We start from the raw sequence: 15,221 nt of genomic DNA, 5'->3' as shown, positions 1-15,221 counted from the left end.
GAGCGAATTCATTCGCGAAAGAGTTATCAGGCGATGAGGGTGTATCGGCTGTACCAACGTTTCGCGAATGAATTCGCTCCTACAGGGATTGAGGCGTCCTCCTGACTGAATTCCCTCACGTCGCGCAAAACGAATTGCCCAACTCCACCCGACCAAAACTGGCGCCGTCGTCCAGCGGGGTGATGGCGAGCATCTGGTCCATCCGCACTTCATCGAGGCCGTCGGCGAATTGCAGGAATTCTTCTTTGCTCGGCGCAGTGCGGGTGGTGACGGGCCGGCCCTCGAAGGCCGTGCCGTCGATCATTTCGACCTTCAAGCGATAACCGTGCATGCAGGCGATCTCCAGGTAGTCGTAGAGATCGCAGTTCAGCGGGGTGTAGTTGTCCATTTCAGGCTCCGGGGTGACGTGATGCAGGGATCATGTCGCTCCACGATAGCCGCTCATGCTTCCTTGCGCACGGGCTCCGGTTGAGTGGCCAGGCTGTCCAGCCCCATGAACTTGCGCACCCGCTCGCCGCACTGGTCAGCGAGGATGGTCTGTGGCGAAGCATCGACTTGCACCACGCCGTTCTCCATGAAAATCACACGGTCGGAAATCGACAGCGCAAAGTCCATTTCGTGGGTGACGATGAGCATGGTCATGCCTTCTTTCGCCAGGTCGCCGATGACTTTCAACACCTCGCTGACCAGTTCCGGGTCGAGCGCGGACGTCGGTTCGTCGAACAGCATGATCTGCGGGTCCATCGCCAGCGCCCGGGCAATGGCCACACGCTGCTGCTGACCGCCCGAGAGTTGGTGCGGGTATTTGTGCGCGTGGGCGAGCAGGCCAACCTTGTCGAGCAGGGCATAGGCGCGCTGTTCGCTGATGGCCTTGTCGCGGCCGTGATAACGTGGGGCGAGGGTCACGTTGTCCAGGATCGTGCGATGGGGGAACAGGTTGAAGTTCTGGAACACCATGCCGATGCGCTGCACACCCCGGCGAATCTGCGGCGCATTGGGGCTGTCACCGGCATGGATGAAGCCTTCACCGAAGAGAATGATCTCGCCCTTGTCGATGCTTTCCAGGCTGTTCACAGTGCGGATCAGCGAGGTTTTACCCGACCCTGAAGGCCCGATGATCGAGATCACCTGCCCCGGATTCACGTCCAGACTGATGCCCTTGAGCACCTCGTGATGGCCGTAGCTCTTATGAATGTTCACCAGCTGCAAGGCAGGGGCCGAACCCGGACCTGCGTCGGACTGGCGGGCCTTGGCGGGCTGTGCGATCAGCGTCGAGCGCAGACGGGCGAGGGCGCTGTCGTCGAGGGTTTGCGGCTTGCGGTTGTTCAGTTCCAGGTGCTGTTCGAGCCAGTGAAACAGCCAGCCGAACACGGTCACGATCATCACGTAATACACCGCGACCGCCGACAGGGTTTCCATCACCAGGAAGTTTTGCGCGTACAGACGCTGGCCGACAGTGAGCAGCTCGGTCAGGGAAATCACTGACACCAGCGAGGTCAGTTTCACCACGGTGATGTATTCGTTGATCAGCGTCGGCAGGGAAATGCGGAAGGCCTGCGGGATCACGATCAGACGCTGCATGCCGATCAATCCTACGCCCAATGCACGCCCGGCCTCTTTCTGACCCTTGGCCACGGAAATCAGGCCGCCCCGGTGGATCTCGGCCATGTACGCCGCTTCGGTGACGACCAGCGCCAACAGGCCGGAGTAGAAGGGATTGGACAGCACTTCACGGGTGATGGGAAACATCTGCGGCAGGTTGTAGGTGAACACCACCAGCACCAGCAGCGGGACGCTACGGAAGAACCAGATATAAATCGACGCAGGCACGCTGATCCAGCGCGCGGTCGAGAGCTTGGCCGAGGCCAGTAGAAACCCCAAGAGCATGCCAATGAACCAGCCCAAGGCGCTGAGTTCGATCACCGTGATGCAGGATTCCCAGAAGTCCGAGACCGAGAACAGCGAAAAAAAGTAGGACCATTCGAATTGCATACACACCTCAGCGGGGCCAGACCCTGCGGGGAAATCTCTATCAAGCGCGATTTCTGTAGGAGTGAGCTTGCTCGCGATGGCGGTTAGTCAGACATATCAGTGTTGACTGATTCAACGCCATCGCGAGCAAGCTCACTCCTACAAGGGATGGAGCATCAGCCTTTAATTACTCGGCTCTTCCAGGTTGTACTTCTTCAGCAGCGCCGCGTACTCACCGGATTTCTTGGTTTCGTCGAAGGCCTTGAGCAACGCCTGATACAACTCGTCGTTGCCTTTCTTCACGTAGATGCCGAGGGTCTGCTGGTAGATCGAGTGCTCGGTGCTGACCACCACACGACCTTTGGTGCGTTCGGCGATCATGCCCGCCGCGCCGTCGATTTCGACCTGAGCCTGCACGTTGCCCGACAGCAGCGCCTGGGTCACTTCCGGCGCGGACGGGAATTCGCTGACCGAAATCGCGCCCTTGTTGTTCGGCACGCAGTAATCGGTGGAGAGCTTGTTGAATTGGGCGACCCACGTCGTGCCTTTCTCCAGGCCGACTTTCAGGCCGCACAGGTCTTCCGGCACCTTGGGTTTGATCGTGCTGTCTTTAAGCACCATGATCGCGGCGCCGGTCTTGGCGTAGGCAATGGTCTGGGCCTGGGTCTGACGCTCAGGGGTAATGTACATGCCCGAGATGATCGCATCGTAGTGACCGGCGTTCAGGCTCAGGATCAAGCTGGAGAACTTGGTGTCGACGAACTCGGCTTTCAGGTCCATGTGCTTGGCCAGCAGGCGCGACAGGTCAGGGTCGGAGCCGACAACGTTTTTCTTCTCGTCGTAGGATTCGAACGGCGGGTAGGTAATCTCCATGCCGACCTTGAACTGGCCAGGTGTCACAGTGGTGGCAGCGTGGGCAACCGTAGCCTGTAACAAAGAGCTGCCGAGCACGGCGGTGGCAAGAACGGTCAAGCGAACAGCAGTGTTCAAAGTGTTGCGCATCGTCGGTGACTCCACGTCAGGAAGGTAAGGCACGGTGTGTTGGGATGGGGTGTGGGGCATCAGGACGCGTCCTGTGCCTGATGCTTCAAATGGCCGAAGCTCGAAGGCTTACGCGCCTTTTCGTACAGCTTGAGTTCGCCGTTCTCGACCTTGCGACGCAGGTACTGATACGTCTGCAAAGCCTGGCCGAACATGTGTTCGCCGATGGTGATCGCTTCGTACTCCGTGCCCTCTTTCTCGAATTGAGGCAGCGGTTTGATCTGGGTGTGGAAGTCGCAGGCGAAGAACAGCGGGAAGGAATAACGCTCCTCGCTGACCGTGCGTACCCGATGAGCCGTAGCAACGAACGTACCAGCGGTCATCACCTCCAGCATGTCGCCGATGTTCACCACGAACGCGCCTTCCACTGGCGGCGCGTCGATCCACTGGCCCAGATCGTTCATCACCTCAAGCCCCGGCTTGTCGGCCAGCAGCATGGTGAAGCACTCGTAGTCGGTGTGCGCACCAATACCGGGCGCATCCTGCGCGGCGCCGTCGAAGGGGTAGTGGATCAGGCGCAGCTTGGACGGCGGACGCGTGACCATCGCCTCGAAGTAGCCTTCCTCAAGGCCCAAGGCCAACGCGAAACCGTCGAACAGGCGACGACCCAAGGCGAACACGGCGGCGTAATAGGCTTCGACGGCGGCGCGGAAACCGGGCAAATCCGGCCATTCGTTCGCGCCGATCAGTGGGGTCTTGGCGATCACCAGCGGGTCTTCGTCGCCCACTTCGAAGCCGATGTCGAAGGCTTCCTTGTGATCGGGCTTGCCCTTGGCATACACCTCTTCACCTTCCGGGACGAAGCCTTTATGGCTGCGGGACGTGCCGATGTAATGCTGCATCTTGTAGTCGAGCGACTGGGCAAACAGGTCCTTGGCCGCCTGGCGCAAACCCGCGATGAGCGCGGGCTCGATGCCGTGATTCTTGACGTACAGAAAGCCCACCTCACGCGCGGCCTTGCCGAGCTCGTCGGCCACGGCCTGACGGTCGGTGATGTCGGCGCTGAACAGACCGGCGATGTCCACCACCGGAATGCTGCTGAAGTTGGCCACTCTTGGCTCGGTCGAGACGGCGGCCGCTTGAGACTGATCAGGCATGGCGAAACGCTCCTTATCGGCTTGTTGTGTGGGTGAAGCGCTGGAAATGTTCACGTTCGATCTGGGCCATGCACACGTTCAGCGACCACAGATCGGCCACCGGAACGTTGGTGAAGGGCAGGTGATGCAGGTAACCGTCAGCGCCGAATTCCGGGGTCAGCGTGGTGACCTGGTAGCCGCGCGCCTGTTGGGATGTCCAGACCGCTTCCCAGTGCTGCTGATGGAACGCCAGTTCGACGGCGCGCTCCGGCGCGGCGGGGTGAGGGACTTGCGGACCCTGGTCATAACCGACCCGAGCCTGGATGTGATGAACGCGTTCGACGAAGGCACTGAGGTCGTCTTCCGGGTCATTGAGCAGGCGTTCGCAGGTGACGATCCAGTGGCTGATGTCGCTGGTGAAGCGCAGGTCCGGCAACTGACGAATCAGCTCCAGTGTCACCCACGGGTTGAACAGCGAGCGGGCGCGGTGGGTTTCGAAGGTGACGGTCTGGCCATGCTTGCGCGCCAGTTCCAGCGCCTGACCGAAGAACTCAACTTGTTGCGGCAGCTGCCAGCGGTCGTTCCCGGCCAGCACGTTGACGAAGCGCGGCGTCAACTCGGTGGACCAGGCGAGTTTCTTTTCGAGGTCGGTCAGGTGTTCGGCGAGGGTCGCCGATTGTTCAGGGAGAACGTCGTAAGCGGTGAAGACCGTGGCGATGTAAGGCAGGTGATTGGCCCGAAGAAACGCACCGAACTCGGCACGCTCGACCGGCGTCAGCGGCAAGCGCGCTTCCATGCCGTCGAACCCGGCCTCAAGCAGTTCATCCAGCGCCTGAGCCTTGCTCGCGGTGTAGCCCCACATCGTGCGGAAGATTTCCAGTTTCATCGAACGTCCCCAAAGATTGCGTCTTGCGACTGACACGTGACCTCAGACATGGCTCCGCCACGGCGCAAGCCGGAACGGGGTACAGCGGCAGTCACATCAGAAAAGGCAATCTTCGGGCCGGGTCTCTACTGGACGGGCTCCTTTATTGGAGCCGATCTTAGGTTCGGCCGATGAACGGAAAGAATAGGAAAGCTCAAATGCATAGTTCAGAGATTTCTAAACTATGGTGGCGAGGGGCGGTTTAGACGTGGATGCACGTTTCTCTGTAGGAGTGAGCTTGCTCGCGATTGCGTTCACTCAATCAACACATCTATACCTGGCGGACAGTCATCGCGAGCAAGCTCACTCCTACAGGGTTGCGGTGAATTAGATTCCTCGACTAATCCACAAAACTCATCACCCGCGTCTCCCCTAGCAAAAACGCCTGATTCTGCTCGGTGGTCTGGCGGATGTAATCCCACAACAGAGTGATGCGCTTAAGCTTGCGCAGGTCCTCGCGGCAATACATCCAGAACTGCCGGGTGATGTTCACCTCTTCGGGCAACACCGGCAGCAGCCGTGGATCCTGGGCGGCAAGGAAGCAGGGCAGGATCGCCAGTGCCCGACCCTGCAACGCCGCGACGTATTGGGCGACCACGCTGGTGCTGCGCAGGTGGGCGTGGACGTCGGGGAGCAAATTGTTGAGGTAGAGCAATTCCGGGCTGAAGGCCAGGTCGTCGACGTAGCTGATGAAAGGATGGCCCACCAGATCATCGGTCTTGCGGATGGGCGGATGTTGGTCGAGGTATTCCTGCGTCGCGTACAGGCGCAAGCTGTAATCGCACAGTTTGCAGACGACATAAGGCCCATGTTCCGGGCGCTCCAGGGCGATGACGATGTCTGCTTCGCGTTTGGACAGGCTGATGAAGTGCGGCAGGGGCAGGATGTCTACCGAGATGGCGGGGTAGGTGTCGGTGAAGTGGCTCAGTTGTGGGGTCACGAAGAAACTGCCGAAACCTTCGGTGCAGCCCATGCGCACATGGCCCGATAACGCGACGCCGGACCCTGAGACTTGTTCGCAGGCAATGTGCAAGGTGCTTTCGATAGACTCCGCCGAACTCAGCAAACGCTGACCTTCTGCGGTCAGCACGAAGCCGTTGTTGCGTGACTTTTCGAACAACAAGGTGCCGAGCGATGCCTCCAGCGAGTTGATCCGCCGCGACACAGTGGTGTAGTCCACCGCCAGCCGTTTGGCCGCTGAACTCGCCTTGCGGGTGCGCGCCACTTCAAGAAAAAACTTCAGGTCATCCCAGTTCAATGCGCTCAGGGAGGTGATGTGTTTTTGCATGATAGACCTGCTTTTATGTGCGTTCTTATTAGAAGTTTGCACATCTATACTCCGATGCAACCGATATCGCGAATCCGCTTTTGTAGGAGTGATCACAACGAGACCCACTGCATCACCCACATGCCATAACACCCTGCACAACAATAATAAGCGGAGGAGTTTATGAAGGACGCTTTCACAGCGGACGCCGGTGTACCTGACGCCAGCGCTGCGAAGACCAAGACCAAGGCCTATCAGCTTGCCGGGGCGGCGAGCATGGCGGGTACGACCATTGAGTGGTACGACTTTTTTCTCTACGGCACGGCTGCCGCACTGATCTTCAACAAAATCTTCTTTCCTGCGCTGGACCCGATCATTGGCGTGCTGGCGGCGTTCGCCACCTACGCGGTGGGTTTTCTCGGGCGTCCGTTGGGCGGCATCGTGTTCGGTCACTTCGGTGACAAGATCGGCCGCAAATCCATGCTGCTCGTCACCCTGATGTTGATGGGGGTGCCGACGATCATCATCGGCCTGATTCCCACCTACCAACAGATCGGCTACTGGGCCGCGGTCATTCTGGTCGGCATGCGCTTTTTGCAGGGCATGGCGGTCGGTGGCGAGTGGGGCGGTGCGGTGTTGATGGCCGTCGAGCACGCCCCCGAGGGCAGGAAGGGCTTCTACGGCAGCCTGCCGCAAACCGGCGTCGGCGCGGGTCTGGTGCTGGCGTCGCTGGCGATGGCCCTCGTCGCCAAACTGCCGGAAGCCGACATGCTCAGCTGGGGCTGGCGCATTCCGTTCCTGGCGAGCGTGCTGTTGCTGGGCGTGGGCTGGCTGATCCGTCTGAAAGTGCCCGAGTCGCCTGATTTCGAGAAGCTGAAAAAGGAAAAGATTGCCGTCAAGGTGCCGCTGTTCAAGGTGTTCCGCGATCACCCTCGCGAAACACTGACCATCATCGGCGCGCGCACGGCGGAGAACGCCTGGTTCTACATGTCGGTAACGTTCGCCCTGGCCTACGCCGCCAATCAGTTGCAGATCCCTCGTGCCGATGTGTTGGGCGCGATTACCGCAGGCGCGGCCTTGTCGCTGGTGACGATGCCGCTGTGCGGGCATATCTCTGACCTGGTCGGCCAGAAGCGTCTTTACTTCGCAGGCCTGCTGTTGCTTTGCGCTTTCATCTACCCGTTTTTCGCGATGCTCGGCACCCGCGATCCGGTGCTGGTGTGGTGGGCAATGGTACTGGCGGTGGGCGTGGTGTTCCCGATTCTGTACGCCCCTGAATCGCTGCTGTTCGCCCGGCAGTTCCCCGCCGAAATCCGCTACAGCGGCATCTCGGTGTCGGTCCAACTGGCCGGCGTGCTGGGGGGCGGTTTCGCACCGATGATCGCCACGCAACTGCTGGCCATGGGCGACGGCAATCCGCATTACGTGATCGTGTATCTGATCGGCATGGCGTTGATTGCGCTGGTGTGTACGGCATTGATGAAGCGCGATCCGTCGCGCCGTACGTCCGCCTGAGTGCTGCTTTTTTCGGCGGTCGTGCAAGATCGCCAACTGAACGGAGAGTCCTGTAATGAACGCGTCACTGAATAAAAACAACACCGCTGTCGCTCACGTGAAACTGCTGATTAACGGAGAATGGGTCGATTCGCAAACCAGCGAGTGGCTGGATGTCGTCAACCCAGCGACCCAGGAAGTGTTGGCCAAAGTGCCGCTGGCCACTGCCGCTGAGGTGGATGCTGCCGTCGCTGCTGCACAGGCCGCGTTCAAGACGTGGCGTGACACCCCGATTGGCGCCCGTCTGCGCATCATGCTCAAGCTGCAAGCGCTGATTCGCGAACACTCGAAGCGCATCGCCACTGTCCTCAGCGCTGAGCAGGGCAAGACCATTGCCGACGCCGAAGGCGATATTTTCCGAGGTCTGGAAGTGGTCGAGCACGCCTGCTCCATCGGCACACTGCAAATGGGCGAGTTCGCGGAGAACGTCGCAGGCGGCGTTGACACCTACACCTTGCGCCAACCGATCGGTGTCTGCGCGGGCATCACGCCGTTCAACTTTCCGGCGATGATTCCGCTGTGGATGTTCCCGATGGCCATCGCCTGCGGCAACACGTTCGTTCTGAAACCGTCCGAGCAGGACCCGATGTCCACGATGCTGCTGGTCGAGCTGGCAGTGGAGGCGGGCGTGCCAGCGGGCGTGCTCAACGTTGTGCACGGCGGCAAGGACGTGGTGGACGCGATCTGCACCCACAAAGACATCAAGGCCATTTCCTTTGTCGGTTCGACCGCTGTCGGCACTCACGTGTACGACCTGGCAGGCAAGCACGGCAAACGCGTGCAATCGATGATGGGCGCGAAAAACCACGCCGTGGTGCTGCCGGACGCCAACCGTGAGCAGACGCTCAACGCCCTGGTCGGCGCGGGTTTTGGTGCTGCCGGGCAACGCTGCATGGCGACGTCGGTGGTGGTGCTGGTCGGTGCCGCGAAGCAGTGGGTGCCGGATCTGAAAGCGCTGGCGCAGAAGCTCAAAGTCAACGCGGGCAGCGAGGCTGGCACCGATGTCGGCCCGGTCATCTCCAAGCGCGCCAAGCAGCGAATTCTCGACCTCATCGAAAGCGGCGTGAAAGAAGGGGCAACGCTGGAGCTGGACGGCCGTGGCGTGACAGTGCCGGGGTATGAAGAAGGCAACTTCGTCGGCCCGACCCTGTTCACCGGCGTGACGACGCAGATGCAGATTTACACTCAGGAAATCTTCGGCCCGGTGCTGGTGGTGCTGGAAGTCGACACGCTGGATCAGGCCATCGAGCTGGTCAACAGCAACCCGTTCGGCAACGGCGTGGGCCTGTTCACCCAGAGCGGGGCGGCGGCGCGCAAATTCCAGAACGCCATCGACATCGGCCAAGTCGGCATCAACATCCCGATCCCCGTGCCGGTCCCGTACTTCAGCTTCACCGGTTCGCGTGGCTCCAAGCTCGGCGACCTTGGCCCGTACGGCAAACAAGTGGTGCAGTTCTACACTCAGACCAAGACCGTCACCAGTCGCTGGTTCGACGACGACAGCGTGAATGACGGGGTGAACACGACGATCAATTTGCGTTGAGCCGCCATCGCGGGCAGCGCAACCCTTATAGGAGTGAGCTTGCTCGCGATAGCAATCTGTCAGTTGCAGATGTTCTGACTGAAAACACCTCATCGCGAGCAAGCTCACTCCTACAGGGGGAGGCGGCGTTCGGATCTGAATCTGACAAGGAGAACAACAATGAAAATCGCATTCATCGGTCTGGGCAACATGGGGGCGCCGATGGCGCGCAACCTGATTCGCGCCGGGCATCAGTTGCACCTGTTCGACCTCAACCAGCAAGTGCTGGCCGAACTCGCCGAACAGGGCGGCCTCATCAGCGACTCGCCCAAACACGCAGCGCAAGAAGCCGAGCTGGTCATCACCATGCTGCCGGCCGCCGCTCACGTGCGTGCTGTCTACCTGAACGAAGACGGCGTGCTGGCCGGCATCCGCGCGGGCGTGCCCGCCGTGGATTGCAGCACCATCGACCCGCAGACCATCCGCGACGTGGCGGCGGCGGCCACCAAACAGGGCGTGACCCTGGGCGATGCGCCGGTGTCCGGAGGGACGGGCGGTGCTCAAGCGGGCACGTTGACGTTCATGGTGGGCGCCAGTGTCGAGCACTTCAATGTACTCAAACCGATCCTGGCGCAGATGGGCCGCAACATCGTGCATTGCGGCGATGTCGGCACCGGCCAGATCGCCAAGATCTGCAACAACATGCTGTTGGGGATTTCCATGATCGGCGTGGCCGAGGCGATGGCCTTGGGCAACACGTTGGGGATCGATACCGGCGTGCTCGCCAACATCATCAACAGCTCGACAGGCCGTTGCTGGAGTTCGGAAATGTACAACCCGTGGCCGGGCGTCGTCGAAACCGCGCCTGCTTCTCGTGGCTACACCGGTGGATTCGGTGCGGATTTGATGCTCAAGGATTTGGGGCTGGCGACCGAAGCGGCAAAAGTGGCGCGTCAGCCGGTGATCCTTGGCGCGCTGGCGCATCAGCTGTATCAGGCGATGAGCTTGCGGGGCGATGGCGGGAAGGACTTCTCGGCGGTGGTTGAGGGGTATTTGAAGAAGGATTGATGGCTGTATCGCGTCTGATGCACGCCTTTCACTGTAGGAGTGAGCTTGCTCGCGATAGCGATGGATCGGGCACTAGGGGGTGTCTGATCTGACGCCATCGCGAGCAAGCTCACTCCTACAGGGATTGGGTTTCAACCCAGCGACTGACTGTGGAAGGCAGGTTTGAGAGGGGTTACCCCCTTGGCCCGCTGTAATCCTTGGCCCATTTCTCCTGCGTGACCAAGTGCTGCTTGAACCGCGTAATCTGCTCAGCCACACGCGTCGGCGATGTCCCGCCCCAGCCGCTGCGCGCCGCCAAGGCTGCGTCGAGCGTCAAAGCCTCCAGCACATCCGGCGTCAGCCGCGCATCGGTTTGCGCGAGCATGGCCGGGGTCAGTTCTTCCAGCCCGATCTCCTGCGCTTCACACAGTTGCACCAGTTGCCCGGTGATTTCGTGGGCTTCCTTGAACGGCACGCCACGCACGGCCAGCCAGTCTGCGACTTCGGTGGCGAGGGTGAAACCCAAGGGCGCCTGACGCAGCAATTCATCCTTGCGCACCGTCATCGTTCGCACCATCCCCGCAAACGCGGGCAACACCAGATTCAGTGTGTCCACGGCGTCGAAAATCGCGTGTTTGTCTTCGCTCAAATCGCGGTTGTAGGACAGCGGCTGCGCCTTGAGGACTGACAGAATCGCCGTCAGCGAACCGATCAAGCGCCCCGATTTGCCCCGCGCCAGTTCCGCGATGTCCGGGTTTTTCTTCTGCGGCATGATTGAGCTGCCAGTGGCGTAGGCATCATCGAGCTCCACCCAGCGAAACTGCCGCGAGGTCCAGATGCAGAATTCTTCGGCCATGCGCGAAATGTTGATGCCGAGCATGCTGGCGCAGAACAGGAATTCGGCGACGTGATCGCGGCTGGCGACGGCATCAATGGAGTTCTCGCAGGGCCCTGCGTAGCCCAGCTCTGCGGCGGAGCTTTGCAGGTCGCGGGCAATCGCCGAACCCGCCATGGCGGCGGCGCCCAACGGCGACAGGTTGAAGCGCTTGTCCCAATCCTGAAGCCGCAGAATGTCGCGATGAATCGCTTGGGCGTGGGCCATCAAATGATGAGCGAAGACGATGGGCTGGGCCTGCTGCAAATGGGTGAACCCGGGCGCGATGGTGTTCACGTGCTGCTCGGCCTGGGTCACGAGCGCATCCTGCAGGTCAAGGATCGACAGGGTGAGCAGGCGAATCTGATCGCGCAGAAACAGGCGCATGTCGTTGGCGGTCTGGTCGTTGCGCGAGCGACCGGCGCGCAGCTTGCCGCCCAGTGCGCCGAGGCGTTCGGTCAGCAGGCGCTCGATGAAGGTGTGCACGTCCTCGTCGGCCGGGATGGGCTGGATCTGCCCGGCGGCGAAGTCATCGTTGATCGCTTCGAGGGTGGCGATGATGTCGCGGGTTTCGTCAGCGGTCAGCAGGCCTGCACGTTCGAGCTCATGGGCATGGGCCTTGGAACCGGCGATGTCGTACGGCGTCATGCGGAAGTAGACGGCAGGCGAGCGCGACAGGTTGGCCATGGCCGCAGCGGGCCCGGATTTGAATCGCGCGCCCCACAGGCGCTCGGTAGCATCAGACATAAGCCATTTCCCTCGGGTACGTTGATTGCTGGCAAGCCAGACGTCGAGGAATCCTAGGAAATAGCCGGGATCAGGGGAATGTTACAAATGGCAAGTGGACTTGGCAGAAATGGAAAGCTGTCCGGATCGTCAGCTCGGGATTCGCGATGACAACCGCGATGCCTCTGTAGGCGCGAGTTCATTCGCGAGAGGCCAGTATTGCTGACACATCTCCAGCGCCGGACCCTCTTCGTCGGAATGCCGCCCAGAATAAATTCGCCCCTACAGTGGGTAACGACCGGACCGAAACAAAGTAAGGCGTGGTCGGTTATCAATCAGGCGGGCGAACCGGCCAACAGTGCGTTCAACTCGCCTTTGCGCTCCAGCAGCGCCATGTCGTCAAAGCCGCCGACGTGAATGTCACCGATGAAAATCTGTGGCACGGTGCGACGGCCGCTGCGTTCCATCATGATGGTGCGCTGTTCCATCGAGGCCTGAACGTTGATCTCGTTGTATTCCACGCCTTTCGCTTTGAGCAGATTCTTGGCGGCGACGCAGTAGGGGCAGCTGTTGGTCGTGTAGAGGGTGACTTCGGACATGACAATGAACTCCGCGGTCGGGCCTTGTGTGGCAGCCCTGGAGGAATATTCGAATGGCTCGATGCTTGGCAGGACCATTCATGACGAACGCAATACTATTCCTGTTTCTGGAAATGTCCGCGCAAATTCGCGCTATGGGGTCGATAGATCGTCTGAATCACTCGTGGCATCTACTGCCCGTTGCCTTCCATTTTTGCAAAAAAAAAAAGAGCTGCGATGGGCAGCTCCTTTGGTCGTTGACGGCGTCAGCGATCACGCAAATACGAAATACTTACGCACGGTTTCAACCACTTCCCACGTGCCTTTCATGCCCGGCTCGATGATGAATTTGTCGCCGGCTTTCAAGTGGATCGGCTCCTTGCCTTCAGGGGTGATGATGCAATAGCCTTCCTGGAAGTCGCAGTATTCCCACTTCGTGTACTCGACGTACCATTTGCCCGGCGTGCAGATCCAGGTGCCCATGATCTTTTCGCCGTCGGCGCTGGTGTAGGCGTTCAGGTTGACGGTGTGTGGGTCGCCGCCGATGCGCTCCCATTTGCAGGCGTCGACGACGGGCAGTGGGGTGGTGTCGCGAAGAAGGATGATCGAGTCGCTCATGACAGCTCCAGAAAGGGGTGGCGGGAATTGCGCTCGCCCACCTTAGGGGTGTCTGACGCGGGTCAGTTGTCTGGGCTCGACATCGAGGTGTCCAGAAACGCAGTTTCTCCGGCCAAATGAAGTACCAGCGCCTTGGCGTATTCCGGCAGCACGGCAAAGTCAGGCGCGCACAGCAGCAGTTCGCGGTCTGCCCACCGGTCGATCAGCGGTACGCTTTTCAGCTGGCCGGCCTGTTGAAAGCGTTCGACCGCGGCTTGGGGCACGACCCCTAGACCCGCCCCGCGCAAGACCATGCGCAACACCCCGTCGAAGCTCTCGGCGCGCACGCGGGTCTTGATGCGTCGGCCCAAATGCAACGCCTGTTCTTCAAGGTAAATCGCCATGGCGCTGTTGACCCCCAGCCCGACGAACTCGTAGGCCAATGTCTGGCTGAATCGCAAACCCTCAAGCGAATCATCGATTTGTTCGGTGAGGGGATGATCGAGCGGCATGATCAGGGTCAGCGGGTCGGCGCAAAACGGCAGGGTCTGCAGATCACTGGCATCGACGGCATTGGAGATGATGCCGATGTCCGCTGCGCCGTGGCGCACGGCGTGAAGGATGCGCAGGCTGGGGTGTTCTTCGAGGCTGATGTCGATGTTCGGGTGGCGGGCGAGAAAATCAGCCAGCTTTTCCGGGAGGTATTCACTGAGCGCCGAGGTATTGCACAGCAGGCGGATCTGGCCTTTGAAGCCTTGGGCGTAATCGGTGAGGTCGGTTTGCAGGCGCTCGACCTGTTGCAGAATCAGCCGCGCATGCTGCGCCAGCGCCTTCCCCGCTGCCGTCGGCGTAACCCCCCGTCGCCCGCGTTCCAGCAGCGCGACGCCCAGCGACGACTCCAACCCACGAATCCGCGCACTGGCCGATGGCAGCGACAAATGACTGCGAGCGGCCCCGGCAGTGATATTGCCGGCTTCGGTCACGTTGAGGAAAAGCTTCAGGTCGATCAGGTCGAAGTGCATGGTTGCTTGTTTTTCCGAATCGAACGGGATTTCCTGGCCTGACGCAGATCCCCTGTAGGAGCGAATTCATTCGCGAAGCAGACGTACAAGCGATACACCTCTGTTGCCTGAACCTCTTTCGCGAATGAGTTCGCTCCCTCAGGTGACCGCCGCCAGGCATGACAACCGGTTTGCACAAGGCTCTGTTTCAGGCAAAGGCTGATTCAATATATCGCAGATTCAAAACCCTGCCCGATCGGCTCATCATCCGCCCATGAATACTTTCTTTTCGCTCTATCAAAACATCGGCTGGAGCCTGACCGCTCTCGTGCTGTTCGCGTTTCTGCTGGCAGGCACCGTCAAGGGGGTGATCGGCATGGGGCTGCCGACGGTCGCCATGGGGTTATTGGGCGTGGCTATGTTGCCGACGCAGGCTGCGGCGCTGTTGCTGATTCCCTCAACCTTCACCAACGTTTGGCAACTGGCGGCGGGCGGGCATCTGCGCGATATCTGCAAACGGCTGTGGCCACTGTTGGCGATGATTGTCGTCGGCACGGGGTTGGGTTCGTATGTGCTGGGTATGGGCGGCGCGCACAGCATGGGCAGGGCGTTGGGCGGCGCGCTGTTTGTCTACGCACTGTGCGGGCTGTTTCTGCCGACGCTCAAGGTACCGCCCCGCGCGGAAGTCTGGCTGGGGCCTCTATGTGGGCTCATCACCGGCCTGATCACGTCAGCCACCGGCGTGTTCGTGATTCCGGCCGTGCCTTATCTTCAAGGCCTCGGGCTGGATCGCAATCAACTGGTGCAGGCGCTGGGGTTGTCGTTCACCGTGTCGAGCCTCGCGCTGGGCGCGGGCCTGTTCTGGAACGGTGCTCTGGGCAGCGCCGAAATGAGTGCCTCGTTGCTGGCGGTCATTCCGGCGTTGCTGGGCATGATGATCGGCCAATGGCTGCGGCAGCGCATCAGCGCCGTGACCTTCAAGCGCGTGTTCTTCATCGGCATGGCGCTGCTCGGGCTGCACCTGATGATCGCCGGTTGAGCG

At 60.5% G+C, this 15,221-nt stretch carries 14 protein-coding genes; 4 read left to right on the top strand and 10 right to left on the bottom strand.

Features of this window, described 5'->3' with window-relative positions; translation table 11 throughout:
* Positions 1-115: 115 nt before the first annotated feature.
* From AAEO81_RS26050 to AAEO81_RS26025, 6 genes are all read right to left on the bottom strand, one after another.
* Positions 116-388: a Rho-binding antiterminator gene (locus AAEO81_RS26050; protein ID WP_341959862.1), complete on the bottom strand. Its 273-nt coding sequence runs from the start codon at positions 386-388 to the stop codon at positions 116-118.
* Positions 389-441: 53 nt separating this feature from the next.
* Positions 442-1,992 carry an amino acid ABC transporter permease/ATP-binding protein gene (locus AAEO81_RS26045; protein WP_166593785.1) on the bottom strand — a complete coding sequence of 517 codons (1,551 nt, stop codon included), beginning with the start codon at positions 1,990-1,992 and terminating at the stop codon, positions 442-444.
* Between the two features lie 162 nt (positions 1,993-2,154).
* Positions 2,155-2,973 (bottom strand): ABC transporter substrate-binding protein, encoded by an 819-nt coding sequence (locus AAEO81_RS26040; RefSeq protein WP_166593784.1) that lies wholly within the window; start codon positions 2,971-2,973, stop codon positions 2,155-2,157.
* Between the two features lie 59 nt (positions 2,974-3,032).
* A complete protein-coding gene (locus AAEO81_RS26035) occupies positions 3,033-4,109 on the bottom strand; it encodes a 2-oxoglutarate and iron-dependent oxygenase domain-containing protein (protein ID WP_341959860.1) in 1,077 nt (358 codons plus the stop codon).
* Between the two features lie 13 nt (positions 4,110-4,122).
* Complete coding sequence (locus AAEO81_RS26030) at positions 4,123-4,974, bottom strand: TIM barrel protein (protein ID WP_341959859.1); 852 nt, start codon at positions 4,972-4,974, stop codon at positions 4,123-4,125.
* 379 nt (positions 4,975-5,353) lie between these two features.
* Positions 5,354-6,301, bottom strand: a complete 948-nt coding sequence (locus AAEO81_RS26025) for a LysR family transcriptional regulator (protein ID WP_341959858.1) — start codon at positions 6,299-6,301, stop codon at positions 5,354-5,356.
* Between the two features lie 162 nt (positions 6,302-6,463).
* On the opposite strand from AAEO81_RS26025, the gene AAEO81_RS26020 reads away from it, so the two are divergent.
* The 3 genes from AAEO81_RS26020 (at position 6,464) to mmsB (ending at position 10,424) form a co-directional block, all read left to right on the top strand.
* Positions 6,464-7,795, top strand: a complete 1,332-nt coding sequence (locus tag AAEO81_RS26020; RefSeq protein WP_341959857.1) for an MFS transporter — start codon at positions 6,464-6,466, stop codon at positions 7,793-7,795.
* A gap of 55 nt (positions 7,796-7,850) precedes the next feature.
* Positions 7,851-9,377, top strand: a complete 1,527-nt coding sequence (locus AAEO81_RS26015; RefSeq protein WP_341959856.1) for a CoA-acylating methylmalonate-semialdehyde dehydrogenase — start codon at positions 7,851-7,853, stop codon at positions 9,375-9,377.
* A gap of 159 nt (positions 9,378-9,536) precedes the next feature.
* Entirely contained in the window at positions 9,537-10,424 is an 888-nt protein-coding gene (gene mmsB, locus AAEO81_RS26010; protein ID WP_166593778.1) for a 3-hydroxyisobutyrate dehydrogenase, read from the top strand.
* A gap of 172 nt (positions 10,425-10,596) precedes the next feature.
* Here mmsB and argH read toward each other — a convergent pair whose 3' ends face one another.
* The 4 genes from argH to AAEO81_RS25990 form a co-directional block, all read right to left on the bottom strand.
* Positions 10,597-12,024 carry an argininosuccinate lyase gene (gene argH / locus AAEO81_RS26005; protein ID WP_341959855.1) on the bottom strand — a complete coding sequence of 476 codons (1,428 nt, stop codon included), beginning with the start codon at positions 12,022-12,024 and terminating at the stop codon, positions 10,597-10,599.
* A gap of 314 nt (positions 12,025-12,338) precedes the next feature.
* Positions 12,339-12,602, bottom strand: coding sequence for a glutaredoxin 3 (gene grxC / locus AAEO81_RS26000; protein WP_166593776.1), 264 nt, complete (start codon positions 12,600-12,602; stop codon positions 12,339-12,341).
* A gap of 252 nt (positions 12,603-12,854) precedes the next feature.
* Positions 12,855-13,199, bottom strand: coding sequence for a cupin domain-containing protein (locus tag AAEO81_RS25995; protein ID WP_166593775.1), 345 nt, complete (start codon positions 13,197-13,199; stop codon positions 12,855-12,857).
* A gap of 62 nt (positions 13,200-13,261) precedes the next feature.
* Positions 13,262-14,200 carry a LysR substrate-binding domain-containing protein gene (locus tag AAEO81_RS25990; protein ID WP_341959853.1) on the bottom strand — a complete coding sequence of 313 codons (939 nt, stop codon included), beginning with the start codon at positions 14,198-14,200 and terminating at the stop codon, positions 13,262-13,264.
* A 253-nt stretch (positions 14,201-14,453) separates the two neighbouring features.
* Between AAEO81_RS25990 and AAEO81_RS25985 the strand changes: the two genes are divergently transcribed.
* Positions 14,454-15,218 carry a sulfite exporter TauE/SafE family protein gene (locus AAEO81_RS25985; RefSeq protein WP_341959852.1) on the top strand — a complete coding sequence of 255 codons (765 nt, stop codon included), beginning with the start codon at positions 14,454-14,456 and terminating at the stop codon, positions 15,216-15,218.
* The last annotated feature ends 3 nt before the right edge of the window (positions 15,219-15,221 follow it).

The organism is Pseudomonas sp. RC10 (genome assembly GCF_038397775.1).
In the GTDB taxonomy this organism is placed as follows: Bacteria; Pseudomonadota; Gammaproteobacteria; order Pseudomonadales; family Pseudomonadaceae; genus Aquipseudomonas; species Aquipseudomonas bambusae.
Note: the sequence above shows the minus strand (reverse complement) of the source record. Positions and strands in the feature narration are given on the sequence as shown.

Excerpts from the sequence above, each read along its gene's own strand:
- AAEO81_RS26050 (WP_341959862.1), bottom strand. The coding sequence starts at position 388 with ATGGACAACTACACCCCGCTGAACTGCGATCTCTACGACTACCTGGAG.
- AAEO81_RS26045 (WP_166593785.1), bottom strand. The coding sequence starts at position 1,992 with ATGCAATTCGAATGGTCCTACTTTTTTTCGCTGTTCTCGGTCTCGGAC.
- AAEO81_RS26040 (WP_166593784.1), bottom strand. The coding sequence starts at position 2,973 with ATGCGCAACACTTTGAACACTGCTGTTCGCTTGACCGTTCTTGCCACC.
- AAEO81_RS26035 (WP_341959860.1), bottom strand. The coding sequence starts at position 4,109 with ATGCCTGATCAGTCTCAAGCGGCCGCCGTCTCGACCGAGCCAAGAGTG.
- AAEO81_RS26030 (WP_341959859.1), bottom strand. The coding sequence starts at position 4,974 with ATGAAACTGGAAATCTTCCGCACGATGTGGGGCTACACCGCGAGCAAG.
- AAEO81_RS26025 (WP_341959858.1), bottom strand. The coding sequence starts at position 6,301 with ATGCAAAAACACATCACCTCCCTGAGCGCATTGAACTGGGATGACCTG.
- AAEO81_RS26020 (WP_341959857.1), top strand. The coding sequence starts at position 6,464 with ATGAAGGACGCTTTCACAGCGGACGCCGGTGTACCTGACGCCAGCGCT.
- AAEO81_RS26015 (WP_341959856.1), top strand. The coding sequence starts at position 7,851 with ATGAACGCGTCACTGAATAAAAACAACACCGCTGTCGCTCACGTGAAA.
- mmsB (WP_166593778.1), top strand. The coding sequence starts at position 9,537 with ATGAAAATCGCATTCATCGGTCTGGGCAACATGGGGGCGCCGATGGCG.
- argH (WP_341959855.1), bottom strand. The coding sequence starts at position 12,024 with ATGTCTGATGCTACCGAGCGCCTGTGGGGCGCGCGATTCAAATCCGGG.
- grxC (WP_166593776.1), bottom strand. The coding sequence starts at position 12,602 with ATGTCCGAAGTCACCCTCTACACGACCAACAGCTGCCCCTACTGCGTC.
- AAEO81_RS25995 (WP_166593775.1), bottom strand. The coding sequence starts at position 13,199 with ATGAGCGACTCGATCATCCTTCTTCGCGACACCACCCCACTGCCCGTC.
- AAEO81_RS25990 (WP_341959853.1), bottom strand. The coding sequence starts at position 14,200 with ATGCACTTCGACCTGATCGACCTGAAGCTTTTCCTCAACGTGACCGAA.
- AAEO81_RS25985 (WP_341959852.1), top strand. The coding sequence starts at position 14,454 with ATGAATACTTTCTTTTCGCTCTATCAAAACATCGGCTGGAGCCTGACC.